The sequence below is a fragment of the Pseudoalteromonas sp. NZS11_1 genome, assembly GCF_015864275.1.
In the GTDB taxonomy this organism is placed as follows: Bacteria; Pseudomonadota; Gammaproteobacteria; order Enterobacterales; family Alteromonadaceae; genus Pseudoalteromonas; species Pseudoalteromonas arctica.
This window is the reverse complement of sequence record NZ_JADYXK010000036.1, coordinates 1-12,489: the sequence shown is the minus strand read 5'-3', so window position 1 is coordinate 12,489 and position 12,489 is coordinate 1. Positions and strand designations below refer to the sequence as shown.

At 37.6% G+C, this 12,489-nt stretch carries 13 protein-coding genes and 2 pseudogenes; 12 read left to right on the top strand and 3 right to left on the bottom strand.

What is annotated here, in order from left to right; all coding sequences use genetic code 11:
- Nucleotides 1–17: 17 nt before the first annotated feature.
- The 4 genes from bioD (at nucleotide 18) to I6F44_RS18010 (ending at nucleotide 4,257) form a co-directional block, all read left to right on the top strand.
- Complete coding sequence (bioD, locus tag I6F44_RS18025; protein WP_197174295.1) at nucleotides 18–701, top strand: dethiobiotin synthase; 684 nt, start codon at nucleotides 18–20, stop codon at nucleotides 699–701.
- A gap of 129 nt (nucleotides 702–830) precedes the next feature.
- A complete protein-coding gene (locus I6F44_RS18020; RefSeq protein ID WP_197174294.1) occupies nucleotides 831–2,402 on the top strand; it encodes an FAD-dependent oxidoreductase in 1,572 nt (523 codons plus the stop codon).
- A gap of 212 nt (nucleotides 2,403–2,614) precedes the next feature.
- Nucleotides 2,615–3,478, top strand: coding sequence for a protease HtpX (gene htpX, locus I6F44_RS18015; protein ID WP_121954006.1), 864 nt, complete (start codon nucleotides 2,615–2,617; stop codon nucleotides 3,476–3,478).
- A gap of 269 nt (nucleotides 3,479–3,747) precedes the next feature.
- Nucleotides 3,748–4,257, top strand: coding sequence for a hypothetical protein (locus I6F44_RS18010; RefSeq protein ID WP_231612876.1), 510 nt, complete (start codon nucleotides 3,748–3,750; stop codon nucleotides 4,255–4,257).
- Between the two features lie 108 nt (nucleotides 4,258–4,365).
- Here the strand turns inward: I6F44_RS18010 and I6F44_RS18005 are convergent, their stop codons facing one another.
- Both I6F44_RS18005 and gloA read right to left on the bottom strand, forming a co-directional pair.
- Nucleotides 4,366–4,788 (bottom strand): hypothetical protein, encoded by a 423-nt coding sequence (locus tag I6F44_RS18005; RefSeq protein ID WP_121954007.1) that lies wholly within the window; start codon nucleotides 4,786–4,788, stop codon nucleotides 4,366–4,368.
- Nucleotides 4,789–4,856: 68 nt separating this feature from the next.
- A complete protein-coding gene (gene gloA, locus I6F44_RS18000; protein ID WP_121954008.1) occupies nucleotides 4,857–5,384 on the bottom strand; it encodes a lactoylglutathione lyase in 528 nt (175 codons plus the stop codon).
- 199 nt (nucleotides 5,385–5,583) lie between these two features.
- Between gloA and I6F44_RS17995 the strand changes: the two genes are divergently transcribed.
- Genes I6F44_RS17995 through I6F44_RS17985 form a run of 3 tightly spaced genes read left to right on the top strand, consistent with a single transcriptional unit; the run spans nucleotide 5,584 to nucleotide 6,981 of the window.
- Nucleotides 5,584–6,036, top strand: coding sequence for a DUF302 domain-containing protein (locus I6F44_RS17995; protein ID WP_197174293.1), 453 nt, complete (start codon nucleotides 5,584–5,586; stop codon nucleotides 6,034–6,036).
- Nucleotides 6,037–6,077: 41 nt separating this feature from the next.
- Entirely contained in the window at nucleotides 6,078–6,434 is a 357-nt protein-coding gene (locus tag I6F44_RS17990; RefSeq protein ID WP_231612875.1) for a hypothetical protein, read from the top strand.
- Between the two features lie 34 nt (nucleotides 6,435–6,468).
- Complete coding sequence (locus I6F44_RS17985) at nucleotides 6,469–6,981, top strand: DUF421 domain-containing protein (protein WP_182769241.1); 513 nt, start codon at nucleotides 6,469–6,471, stop codon at nucleotides 6,979–6,981.
- A gap of 86 nt (nucleotides 6,982–7,067) precedes the next feature.
- On the opposite strand, the gene I6F44_RS17980 is transcribed toward I6F44_RS17985, so the two are convergent.
- Nucleotides 7,068–7,685: a trimeric intracellular cation channel family protein gene (locus I6F44_RS17980; RefSeq protein WP_197174291.1), complete on the bottom strand. Its 618-nt coding sequence runs from the start codon at nucleotides 7,683–7,685 to the stop codon at nucleotides 7,068–7,070.
- 391 nt (nucleotides 7,686–8,076) lie between these two features.
- On the opposite strand from I6F44_RS17980, the pseudogene I6F44_RS19795 reads away from it, so the two are divergent.
- The 5 genes and pseudogenes from I6F44_RS19795 to I6F44_RS17955 all read left to right on the top strand — a co-directional run.
- Nucleotides 8,077–8,293, top strand: a pseudogene (locus tag I6F44_RS19795) (cold shock domain-containing protein); the annotation flags it as partial.
- Between the two features lie 304 nt (nucleotides 8,294–8,597).
- Complete coding sequence (locus I6F44_RS17970; RefSeq protein WP_197174290.1) at nucleotides 8,598–9,632, top strand: hypothetical protein; 1,035 nt, start codon at nucleotides 8,598–8,600, stop codon at nucleotides 9,630–9,632.
- Between the two features lie 11 nt (nucleotides 9,633–9,643).
- Nucleotides 9,644–11,458 (top strand): S8 family serine peptidase, encoded by a 1,815-nt coding sequence (locus I6F44_RS17965; protein WP_180961382.1) that lies wholly within the window; start codon nucleotides 9,644–9,646, stop codon nucleotides 11,456–11,458.
- Between the two features lie 113 nt (nucleotides 11,459–11,571).
- Nucleotides 11,572–11,700, top strand: a pseudogene (locus I6F44_RS19740) (transposase); the annotation flags it as partial.
- A gap of 227 nt (nucleotides 11,701–11,927) precedes the next feature.
- Nucleotides 11,928–12,287, top strand: coding sequence for a hypothetical protein (locus I6F44_RS17955; protein WP_121954015.1), 360 nt, complete (start codon nucleotides 11,928–11,930; stop codon nucleotides 12,285–12,287).
- Nucleotides 12,288–12,489 lie beyond the last annotated feature (202 nt).

The following is a 12,489-nucleotide window of genomic DNA, read 5'->3' as shown; positions in this document are numbered from 1 at the left end:
GATATTAAAGGCAACGCATGAAAGAATTTTTTATAACAGGCACCGACACCGATGCCGGAAAAACCCACGTTACCAGTTTGCTATTAAAGTTACTTGCCCAACACAAAAAACAAGCCATTGGCTTTAAACCTCTTGCTGCTGGCTGCGAAATGGCGTTCGATCAACTAGTAAATGCCGATGCTCTAATACTAATGGAAAGCGCAACAGTCAGCGCTAAATACGACGTAGTAAATCCGTTTGCGTTTGCACCCCCTATTGCGCCGCACATAGCCGCTGAGCAAGTTGGGGTTAGTATTACTATTGATAAACTAAGTGATGCTTATAAAGGTGTAAAACAACAGGGCGCTAATTACATACTTACCGAAGGCGCTGGTGGCTGGGCGTTACCTATTAACAAAAACGATTATTTATACGACTGGGTTAAAGCAGAAAAAATGCCGGTAATACTCGTTGTTGGTATGAAATTAGGTTGCTTAAATCATGCGTTACTAACCGCTGCGCATATGCAAAGTATGGGTATAAACTGCGTTGGCTGGATTGCAAACCAAGTTGATAAAAACATGGACGAGTATCAAGCAAACCTTGATTCACTCAAAGCACGTTTACCGTTCCCAATACTTGCTATAAGCCCATACAGCGAGCAAACTCCTAAGTTACAAATATACAAAAGCTTGCTTAGTGCATTATCTATAAACACTTAAGTGGTTTAAAAAGATTTACTTTTTTAGGTAAATCTTGAAATAGTCAGCCTTAGTACACATATAAACATTTATAAATACATAGCTTGCTTAAAGACAATGTTACTAAGTTACTAAGGACATAACGACTATATGACGCACCCATTTATTGAAAGCTACGCCCCAGATGCGCACGTAAGCGCTGAGCCAAAAGCACTAAACTATGGCTTACCTAAAAAACGCGTAGGTATAATAGGTGGAGGCACAGCTGGCGCCACAATAGCCATTAGGCTTGCTGCGTTAGGGTTAGAAACTTATGTACTTGAAAAGAAAAAGTCGTTAATTGATGGCCCTCCAATGTGCCATTTGCATGCAGGTGGCAACTTATACCGTGAAATATCCGATGAAGACTGCATAGATTTACTCAAGCAATGTATAGACATTGCGCGCCTTTATCCTCACACCATCGATGTTCGCCCCACAGTATTTGCCGTACCCAAGCGCGATGACGAAGCACCAGAGGATTTATTTCCGCGTTTAAATAAATTAGTAAAAGCCTACAGCGAGCTTATTGAGCAAGACAGCGCTAATAAAGTATTAGGCGAGCCAGAGCATTATTATCAGTTATATAGTCGCGCACAAATGCTAAAGCTTGCTAAGCAAAAACAAGTAATCAAGCCAACGTCGTTAGATGAGTGGATGATACCCGTCGCTAAGCATTTAGATTTAGATAAGCTAAAGTTTCCGCTTATTATTGCACAAGAATATGGTTGGAATATATTTCGTTTATCGGCCAGTGCTCAACTCGCGCTTGCCGAGTATAAACGTGCACACGTTTTAACCAGCACCAGCGTTAAAAATGTATCGCCAGTTATAAATACCAATAAAGATAAGCAAACACATAAGTGGCGCATTGAATATCAATCAGAGCCAAATCTTAACACGCAAACTGATTCACAAGCCGATACACAAACCATTGAGGTAGATTACCTAATTAACGCGTGTGGTTTTCAAACCGGTATTATTGATGACTTGGTTGGCGTAGATGTTAAACGTATGGTTGAATTTAAAGCCTCTTACATCACTCATTGGCAAGGTGCTGGTGGGCAAATACCCGAAATTATTATTTACGGTAACCGTGGCACACCAGAGGGCATGGCGCAGCTAACGCCTTACCCAAATGGATATTTTCAAATACACGGCATGACCAACGACATTACGTTATTTAATGATGGCTTAGCTGATGCAACACCAATGAGTGCTCAACCTAAACTCCCCGATAAATACCTGCACTATATTAAAGATGGGTGGGACAAAACAGCATTGAAAACACGCACCCAAACAGCAATTGATTATGTAGCCGAGTTTGTACCTGCGTTTAAAAGTGCTAATACACAAAATAATGCCTTGTTTGGCGGGCAACAAATCCCAGGGGATGACGACACTTTGCGCGTAGCCGATGTTAGTTTATATTCTGATATTAGTTACGCACGAGCCGAAAATGTTAAAGCATCATCAGCGTTAATAGCTGCAGATCAAATAGTGTCTGAGTTTATAAAATTGGGAATAATAAGCAGTGATCCTGCTGTAAATCATCACCGCAGTACCCACCAATGGTCGTATCTTAAACATAATAGTGGCGAAAAAATTGGCGAAGTTGCACGCATATTGGCACACGAGCGTGGTTTTCCAATTGATATGGCAGAACTAAATAACAGCTTGTAATAAGCTAATTTAAAAAGAAACTTTAGTCTTAAACTTGCTGTAAAACGCTTCTTAAAAAAATTATCAATAAACACATAAATAACACTTGTGTTATGACATAGTTTGTCACAAAATAGCGCTAACGTTATGACATAGTGTGTCATAACGCAGTGATTGCTTTAACCTAATTTAATTTTATGTTCGGTGATCAAACCTATTTTTGTGAGGACAATATGAAACGTATATTTTTGTTTTTATTAACTAACCTAGCGGTTATGTTGGTATTAGGTGTAGTGCTTTCAATAATAATGAGCGCGCTGGGCTTAAGTCATCGTAGCCTAGGCGGAATTTTACTTATAGCCACCGTATTTGGTTTTGGTGGATCGTTTATTTCGTTATTTATGTCGAAATGGATCGCTAAAAAATCAACAGGCGCGTATGTAATTACGCAGCCTCGAAACGAAACCGAACATTGGCTTGTACAAACGGTATCTGCGCAAGCACAAAAAGCAGGTATTAAAATGCCAGAAGTGGCTATTTACGACAGCCCAGAAATGAATGCGTTTGCAACGGGCCCTAGTAAAAACAACTCATTAGTGGCAGTAAGCACAGGCTTAATGCACAACATGACCAAAGATCAGGCCGAAGCCGTACTTGCCCACGAAGTATCGCACGTGGCTAACGGCGACATGGTAACGCTTACCCTAATACAAGGCGTGGTAAACACCTTTGTAATATTTGCTGCAAAAGTACTTGCAGGCATAGTAGATAACTTTATTAATAGCGATGAAGAAGAGGGTGGTAGTAGTTGGACATACTTCTTATTCGATATGTTATTCCAAGTATTATTTGGTGTGCTAGCAAGCATAGTAGTGGCAAGTTACAGCCGTAAACGTGAATTTGCAGCCGACAGCGGCGCAGCAAAACTAGTTGGTGCCGATAAAATGCGATCAGCCCTTGAGCGTTTAAAGCAAAACCATCCTTCGCAATTAGAAGGCTCAATGATGGCCTTTGGTATTGCAAGTGGGAAAGGTGTTGCTGAGTTGTTTTCGTCGCACCCACCGCTTGATGCTCGAATCGACGCACTTCGTAAGTAATTATGTAAATTAGTTAATATACTAAGCCAGCTTAATCGCTGGCTTTTTTATGTTTACGCAAAATGCTAAAAACAACAGCACTGTTTGTATATACAGTTGTTTTTAATGCCAGCTAAAATCGCTACTTATTTAGGCTATATGTGTTTACGGAGTTACTATGTATGAGTAAACTAAAATACCTTAAAGCCAGCAATACTACTGGTTTTAATACTTAACATTTAATACTTAACATTTAATACTTAACAAGGATGCTTATTGTAGTGGAAAAGATGCAGCAAACTAAAGAATGCATTATGTGTTTTAGCGCTATAGATTCACGCGCTAAAAAATGCCCGCAATGCACCTCACTTCAAGCTAAATATTCTAACTTAGAAAACAATCCCATTATTATTGGTGCATTGGCCTTAATTATTGTTGGTATTTTTGGGTTTATTTTTTATCAAAATATATATGTAGCAGGGCTTGAAGAACAAGCACAAAAAAACCTAACTGCTAATGTAAACCAAATAAGCACTAAAAATGAAACCGATGGTTTGTATGTTGCCTGTATAGGGCAAATAAAAAATGAATCAGATTTTTCGTTTAAAAATATAAAGTTTAAGATCGATTTTTTAACAAATCAAAACGCACTAGTCGATACGCTATCAATAACCGACGAAGACCTAATTCTACAGCCTAATGACTCAACAAACTTTAGAGTAAGAGGGATAGCCCAAAAGTCTGCTAATAGTTATAACAAGTGCCAAGTAACAATAACCGATGCTTGGGCCTATGAATAGCTAATAATTTAAAATTTTTTAGGTTTTGTTACCTCTCGAAATAGTGAGGTAACAAAACCTAGTAGCAATAAGATTGATAATTAATTGCGAGTATGGACTGTTCTATACCTATTTAGCTGCGCAGGTTCTCATTATGCTTAGCCAATTAGGAATGTTTGAGTTACCTATTTCTCCCATTCCATACGCATTAACTGTAGTTTTATCATTTGTTACTTTCAAAACTTCAATAAATAAGTAGTAATAGTTATCATAACTCACGGTTATTTCAGCAACTCCCAAGTCCGAATATATATTGGTATAAGTAGCATTTGAGAAGTTAATCTTTTGTTTTTCTGCTTTCTCGTCCCAACACTTAACAAGAGCCTGATAGTTAGCGTTAAAAGTTAAATTATCTTCCCTTATATCAGGAGAGTAGCGAAGGGCATCCTTATTATCTCTTGGAATGGTCACCATCGAACTACAACCTCCGAGAAAGATTGCGAATAGAATTACTACTTTTAACATTTTTACTTCCCTTATATTTTTATCCATGAATTTAGCCCAACATTAAAGTAAAAATATTAGGCTTCAGTTAGTTATAAAACTATAGCAGCTCATTATTACTGAGAAAGAATAATTTCAGTAATTCCCTCAGCAGAGAGTATTTCAATCCAGTAGCCATCAGGATCTTTAATAAAGGCTAAGCCTTTCATTGAGCCATCATCTGGTTTTTTTACAAACTCTACATCGTATTTTGCAAAGCGCTCACAGGCCTCGTAAACATCCGGCACGCTAATACCAATATGGCCAAAGCCTTTAGGTTCTTGATTACCGCTGTGGTATCCCTCAAAACTGTCATCGTTTTCAGTGCCCCAATTATGGGTTAACTCAATCAACGCAGGGCGATGAAACACCCATTCAGCTTTTGCCTTATCATCGCCTTCTGGCAACTCTTGTTCGTAGCCTAAAAAGTAAAGCGTAAATTTCATACCAGGAAAGTCATACTTACCTAAAAGCTTCATCCCCAATACATTTTGATAAAATTCTAAAGACGGCTTTGGATCTTTAATACGCAACATAGTTTGCTGCATCACATAGCCTTGCGTGGCTTGTTCAATTTGCTCTGGAGATTCGTTATAGCTAGACATGGTGATCCTTACTGAAAATAATAAAGCGGAATAATATTTATTGACCCATCATAATCAACCGTAAGGTAAATTTAAACAGCTTTAAGTTATTCAAGAGTAATTCTACGTGTAAGAAGTAAATTTAATATAGTAAAGTGAAACTCTTCGATTTAACTTTTAAAGTAGTAACTTTTAGTTACTTATATTCAAAGGAGAAGGTATGAAAACACTAAATATTATTTTTGGACTCGCATTACTCTTTGCTATTACAAATGCTAACGCAGTAGAGGGACTAATTTCAGTAAAAAGCCCATTAAGCGCTAAAGCCACTATGGATAAGTTTGAGAATTTGGCAAAACAAAAAGGGCTAAATATATTTGCACGAATAGATCACGCTGCTGGTGCTAAAAAAGTAGAACAGCAACTACGCCCAACAGAGGTTCTTATATTTGGTAACCCCAAAGGCGGCACACCTCTTATGCAGTGCGCACAAACAATAGGTATTGATTTACCGCTAAAAGCACTGGTATGGGAAGACGCACAATCGCAGGTATGGTTAAGTTATAACGATCCTGCTCATATAGCTGCGCGCCATAACGTACCAAACTGTTTAGTTGCTACAAAATTAAGTAAAGTATTAGCAGCACTCGCAGATAAAACTGTTGGACCATAAAACTAACTTTAAACAATGCATTAGCTAAATTAAGGATGATTTTGAAACAATCTTCAATCGTATTTTTAGCCGTAGTAAGCCTGTTTTTACAGGCTTTTTTGCTAATCTCGCTAATTAGTTTTTTTACTGGTATTTATAATGCTTATGCAGCATTTGCTGGTGGCGATCCTAAATTAATAGCAGGGCATATTTCATCAGGTATTGTAATTTCGTTAATACAAATTGCACCAGCAATACTTGGCTATTTTATAAGTTACATGTTGATTAAAAATAAACGCGTAAATGACTTTGCATTGCTTAAATCTGCTTTAAAGTTTTATGCATATCTATGGCTTTTATTTATCCCCATTGGTACGATTTTAGGTGCAAAGCTATTAACTCAATTAAAGAAGGGTTAAATTTAATAGCGGCTTTAAAAATAAAGGAGTAAGCATGTTTTTTGATGATGTTCAGGGGTTAGTGCGCGTACTTATTATTGGTGTACTGGGTTATGTAGCGCTGGTGTTTTGGTTACGTGTATCGGGCAAGCGAACACTATCTAAATGGAACGTGTTCGACTTTGTAGTCACCATTGCGCTGGGCTCTATATTAGCATCTGTTATTATTTCAAAAAGCGTCGCGCTGCTTGAGGGTATATTGGCATTTGTTGTTTTAATAGGGCTGCAATATTTAATTACCTGGCTCAGTGTGCGCTCATCTAAATTTGCAGCTTTAGTTAAAGCTGAGCCCACACTGTTACTGAGTGATGGTGAATACTGCACTGCGGCACTTAAATCACAGCGCGTAACTAAATCAGAAATTCGCGCAGCTATTCGTGGTGCGGGTATATTGGCCATAGAAGATGTAGCCGCCGTAGTGCTAGAAACCGATGGCAGTTTTAGCGTACTAAAGCAAAATAACAGTGGGTTAAAAACCGCGTTAAGTGATGTAGTGAGTGTTAAATAGTGATAGAGAGCATTAAAGAGTAATAAAAGAGGAGACAGGTATGATTGCCTAGCAGATTCAAGCCTGTCTCATTTAATTTATTTAAGTTACTTAGCAGGTTCTAATAAACTAAATGTAGGTAAGCGCCACTTAAAGCGTATTGATGCCATACGTATTAAGTACCCCGCAACCAAGCTCACAATAATGCTTATGTTGTCGTCAATATTGTAATGGTGCAATCCTAGGTATAAGCACGCTACAATTAACGATACGCTGGCATATAGCTCATTGTGTAATACTAACGGTGCTTGGCGACATATTAAATCGCGCAGTAACCCACCAAATACGCCAGTAACAACGGCGGCCACTACACAAATACCGTAATGTAATCCCATATTTAGTCCCACTTGGCAGCCAATAATACTAAAGGCAGCTAAACCAAGGGCGTCTAAGCGCATAAATATACCTTTAAATTTAACCACCCATTTAGCCAGCCAGGTAGTGACAATACCGGCAATACAGGTAATTAATAAATACTCTGGGTGTTGTACCCATGTAAGCGGGTAATTGCCTAGTAATATATCTCGTACGCTGCCACCACCAATTGCGGTCGCACTGGCTACTAGCACTACGCCAAACCAATCCATTTTCATTCGTCCTGCGCTAAGTGCGCCGGTCATGGCTTCTGCGGTAATACCAATAATATAAACAACGGTTAGTAACATGAGATAATCACTTAAAATACGTGCGTAAAAATAAGGTGTGGATTGTATAGATAAGTTAAGTAAATAACGAATGAAAAATCATACTAAAAAAGCATCATTCAGATAGAAATAACTAATAACAAAAACCAGTGTAAACAAGGTGTTAATCTAATGAGCGGGTCCGCAGTGGTTGTGATGAATCAAAGGACATATGGCCGCAAATTATAAATATAATAGGTTGGGTTTAGTTGTTTTTAGTGCGTTTATTTTTCTGTAATTTTAATAGATAAGACGTGAAAATTAACGCAATATGAATAATTGGTTGCATGGTTTTAATTTAGGAACGTATAATAACAAATGTTAACTAAATGGAATTTTCCTAAAACGCAGCTTAAGCATAACAGGCGGATACATGCACAAAGGATTGTTAAAGACGTGGAAAACCGACAAAGGTTTTGGTTTTATTAAATCAGACACCCTAGAGCACGATACCTTTATACACATTTCAGCGCTCAAACACATGAGCCGCAAGCCTAAAGTTGGCGACACCATTTATTTTGAAATTGCAACACAGCCCGACGGTAAAATCAAAGCAATTAACTGCCGTATAGAAGGCGTTGCAGAGCTTAAAGCCCCTTATCAAAAACACAATCAACAGCCGCATCGCATTGCCAAATCTAATTTTGCCAGTAGCTTTTTAGGTAAAGTTGCCTCAATTGCGCTTATTGCTGCACTTTGCTTTTATGCGATTAATAAATACAGTTCTCACTCAAACACTATAAATTTAAGTAGTGTTCGTTCAAATAATCATGCATCGTTGATGAAAATATCTGAAGATTGTTGTTCGTAAAATAACACAAAACGTTACCTCAAGTGGTAAGCAATACTGTAATCAAACATAGAATAAACCTCGCCTTAACAAACAGGAATATCATGATGAATAAAAATATTTTAAAAGCATTAATCCTAACGGTGGCATCGCTATCACTTGTGGCATGTGGCGGCGGCGGTGACGAAAAAACTCCAACTCCAACCACCCCAGTTACACCTCCAACTGGTGGTGGTGATGACGACGATACTGGTGGCGATACTGGTGGCGATACTGGTGGCGATACTGGGACAATAAAAGATTTCAAAGTTAATATCGTGGTTGATGTTAATACTGTTGGAGAGGGAGAGTCATTATCATTCCCGGTTACATTGACAGATGCAAACGCAGACATTGTTACTGCTACAATCAATAAAGCAATTCCAGATAACACGTACAGCGTGGTCTTTACCCAGCTAACAAGTACTACAGGGGTTATAGATGTAACTGTTGGTGAATTGATTAGAGATTCATCTACGTCATTCAAGATCTACTTTGACGACACAAAGAATGTCATTAACTCAACGATATCAATCAATTTAATTAACACGTCAGCAATTGCGATTCTTAAAAAGTCGGAAAGTGCAGTAAGGAACGTTAACGCCTTACTTTTGATGACTCCAGAAACAAAATTAATTAACCGAATTTCAGAATTAGCCCAAATCGTTGATAACGAAAACTACACGAATTTCAGTTCGAGTTTCAGTTCTACGGAGGCAGCTTACCTTGAAGAACAGACAAAAGAGCGACTTTTAAACATAGCTGCAACACTAGATGAAGCCAATAAACGTTACTTCGCCCAGCAAGGTAGTGAAAATGACTTTCCTGACACTTTAGTCTCATTTGAACAAAACTTGTCAGCACTAACATCAATAAAGGTCGAAAATATCAACCATCAAATTGAGCAAACTGGAGGGTTGGTTAGTGAAATTAAAACTGGTGGTTATGAGTATTCAGAAGAGTATGACACTTTCTCTCTATTTATTGGCAACGAAGAATTAGGCTCTTATAACGACGATGGAACATGGGTGTTTAAAAATGAATTCAAATTATTAACATCAGTAGTAATCCCTAACATCGAAACTTGTGAAGCACAATAAGGTATATGAAAATGAAAAACTTTAAAATGAAAGCACTAGCAGTAATGACATTAGCCCTTGTAGCTTCACCATCAATGGCAAGTGATACAGTTCGACTTATGGTTTTAGATAAGAACCCGATGCAAAAAGTGAGTTCAAAAAAAGCTCAAATTAGCACCTTTAGCCAAGCATCATTACCTAATGTAGGTGAATCTTGTTTAACAACGCCAGATGGAAATAATGAATGGTGTATAACAAAAAAAGCCAATAAAGTTGGTATGAGTTACAACACAGCTTCTCAGCAGAGTTCTGTAAGTTTCAATTCAATGGAAGTAGTTGAACTACCTTCTTATGGCTATGACGCAAACAGTGTTGCTGAAATATTGAACGAAGATGGTCGGTTTGGTTATGTTGAAGTTGACTATGAAGTAACTACTGATGATTTCCAAAAAATTGTTGCGAACCAAGAATCAGTTGATTCGCCAAGAAGTAACGATCCTAACTATAGCAGTCTTAATGATTACTTTACTTCTGTCGAAGAGTCGCCTGTAGGAATGGATATATTTAATGCATGGGACAAGTACCCATTGTTTGATAAAAAAGATAGTATTGATGTTCTTGTTTTTGACTCATCTTTCTTTCTAAATGACGATCTTGATTACCATGTTGCCGGTGGACGTAGTTTTTCTTCAATCCCACTTTCAGAAGGTGGTGTATTTCAGGATCGTGGTAATACTTTCGCTCCACCACAAGAAGCTCTTGATTTGGGGATTTGTACTGGTCATGGCTTAAGTGTTGCGGGTATTATTGCTGCTACAAACAATAATGGTATTGGTGCTAGCGGAGTGTTGAATAATGTAGTACTTCACCCTATTCGTGTTATGACTTGTGGTAAAGGATTTCTATCTGATTCAATAGAAGCTTTAGAATGGGCTGCTGGTAAACCTATTGAAAACGTTAATCCATACGAGGGTAAGCCTGGTGTTATTAATATAAGCCTAAGAGCTATTAGTGAGCGTTGTGGTGATATATTACAATCAGCAATTAATAACGCAACTGACGCTGGTTTCACTGTCGTTGTTGCGGTTGGTAATGATAACGCTAATGACAGATTGGCAGTGCCGGCATCTTGTGAAAATGTAATATCTGTAGCATCACTTGATAAGAGCGGCTCTAAATCATCCTTTTCTAACTATGACGAAAACGTCAAAGTATCAGTTTTAGGTGAGTTTTTAGCGACACCGTGTGATGAAACAAACGACTCTTGCCTTATTTCAGGAACCTCGACGGCATCACCTTTAGTTGCTGGTGTTATCGCTGCGACGCGACTAAAGGCTAATCCAAGTCGAGAAGTTTTAGATTTAGCACTGAAATTTAGCTCTAACTCATCTGTGATTAAAGATGATTGTGTTATTGGTGGTGTTAGTATGTGTGGTTCGGGTGTTCCAAATCTAATGAAAATGATTGATATTTCAGAAAGAGCGGCAAATGGCACTTTGAATACAATTGAATTCGTTTTAGATAAAGATGGTGCTTGTGATGATACTTGGTTGTTAAATAACTTTAGTGACGCATTACCGATTTGTGAAATTCAAAAAGTAACGTTCTTTGCGGGTAACATTGCTTTTAATACTACATTTAAACTTTTCGAATCAGCAAAGGGAACTACCGAAGAAGCTACTCTTATCGGTGAATACACCAAAAGCGAAGCTTATGTTAGTGCTTTAAATGTAGCTGAAAATGACTATACAGTTCAGTATTGTGAGTCAGGTGTTTGTAATGATACTTTCTTTGAGGTTAATACAGACTTGGCTGCAGAAGAGTTTAAACCTGAATCTTGTAAGTAAAAAATCATGTTATCAAAAACGCACTTAGGTGCGTTTTTCCCTTTCGGGGAAATATATTTAACAATACACCGATCCTAAATTGTGCACCTAATTAAACGAATTACTAAGCTTTAATAAGTGTGAATAAAGCTATGAATAAATTGATCACTACAACCTTACGAGGTCAAATTAAAGTGAATGCGCAATGGCAACTGTATTGCCTTGTTCATAATATAGAAAAGCTGAAAAACACGATGAATTAAGAAGAGTAAGACCTTTCAACCTAAAATAAAGCCACTCAAAGACTAATAACACTTTCAAAAATGCCAATTAAAACAATACCAAACACTTATTTTTATGCTGCATAAAGGTACGGTAATAGATTGAACCAAAATAGGAACTCAGCTATGGTTTGTTTATAAATAAAAACATATAAAAACGAGTTAATCTACTGGCTCGTTATAAATCTTAATAAAGTAATGGAGTACACATGAAAATTAACTATCTAATAATGTCTACACTAGTCATGATCTCAGGCTGTAATGAATCGGATTCCAACAATGATATCGAAGTGTATATAAGTACGGGGGAGCTACAATGTCAGGAAAACGGTTTATCTATTTCAGTAACTAAGAGTTATTTACTCGATGCTAATGTAGAAGTGAAAAATGAAAGTTGTGGTTATTTAACTCAATTTACTTACGCTGCGGTGTGTGGTGGGGGAACAGGGAAGTTACATGTATTCACTATTGATAAAACCGATTCACAAGTTGCAGAAAATATAGGTTTTACTATACCTGACAGCTCAGTTTCTGAAGATGATTATATAAAATTAGAGTGTGGTATCTAACGATTTATAACTATAAGCTATTTAAGCAGGACTTTGCTCTTTTCCCGTTTTAGTGGAGACTGTAGTGGTCAATAATGGAATTAACAGTGACATATATGGACGCTCCCTTGAAGTCAAGACGAGCTAATGTCTAAACATCAAAATTGATGCCTTTATTTAATTGTCATGTATCCCATTTCACAGTCATGATGCGTCACAAGCT

Excerpts from the sequence above, each read along its gene's own strand:
- gloA (WP_121954008.1), bottom strand. The coding sequence starts at position 5,384 with ATGTCTAGCTATAACGAATCTCCAGAGCAAATTGAACAAGCCACGCAA.
- I6F44_RS18020 (WP_197174294.1), top strand. The coding sequence starts at position 831 with ATGACGCACCCATTTATTGAAAGCTACGCCCCAGATGCGCACGTAAGC.
- bioD (WP_197174295.1), top strand. The coding sequence starts at position 18 with ATGAAAGAATTTTTTATAACAGGCACCGACACCGATGCCGGAAAAACC.
- I6F44_RS17955 (WP_121954015.1), top strand. The coding sequence starts at position 11,928 with ATGAAAATTAACTATCTAATAATGTCTACACTAGTCATGATCTCAGGC.
- I6F44_RS17980 (WP_197174291.1), bottom strand. The coding sequence starts at position 7,685 with ATGTTACTAACCGTTGTTTATATTATTGGTATTACCGCAGAAGCCATG.
- I6F44_RS17965 (WP_180961382.1), top strand. The coding sequence starts at position 9,644 with ATGAAAAACTTTAAAATGAAAGCACTAGCAGTAATGACATTAGCCCTT.
- I6F44_RS18005 (WP_121954007.1), bottom strand. The coding sequence starts at position 4,788 with ATGGATAAAAATATAAGGGAAGTAAAAATGTTAAAAGTAGTAATTCTA.
- htpX (WP_121954006.1), top strand. The coding sequence starts at position 2,615 with ATGAAACGTATATTTTTGTTTTTATTAACTAACCTAGCGGTTATGTTG.
- I6F44_RS17970 (WP_197174290.1), top strand. The coding sequence starts at position 8,598 with ATGATGAATAAAAATATTTTAAAAGCATTAATCCTAACGGTGGCATCG.
- I6F44_RS17995 (WP_197174293.1), top strand. The coding sequence starts at position 5,584 with ATGAAAACACTAAATATTATTTTTGGACTCGCATTACTCTTTGCTATT.
- I6F44_RS17985 (WP_182769241.1), top strand. The coding sequence starts at position 6,469 with ATGTTTTTTGATGATGTTCAGGGGTTAGTGCGCGTACTTATTATTGGT.
- I6F44_RS18010 (WP_231612876.1), top strand. The coding sequence starts at position 3,748 with ATGCAGCAAACTAAAGAATGCATTATGTGTTTTAGCGCTATAGATTCA.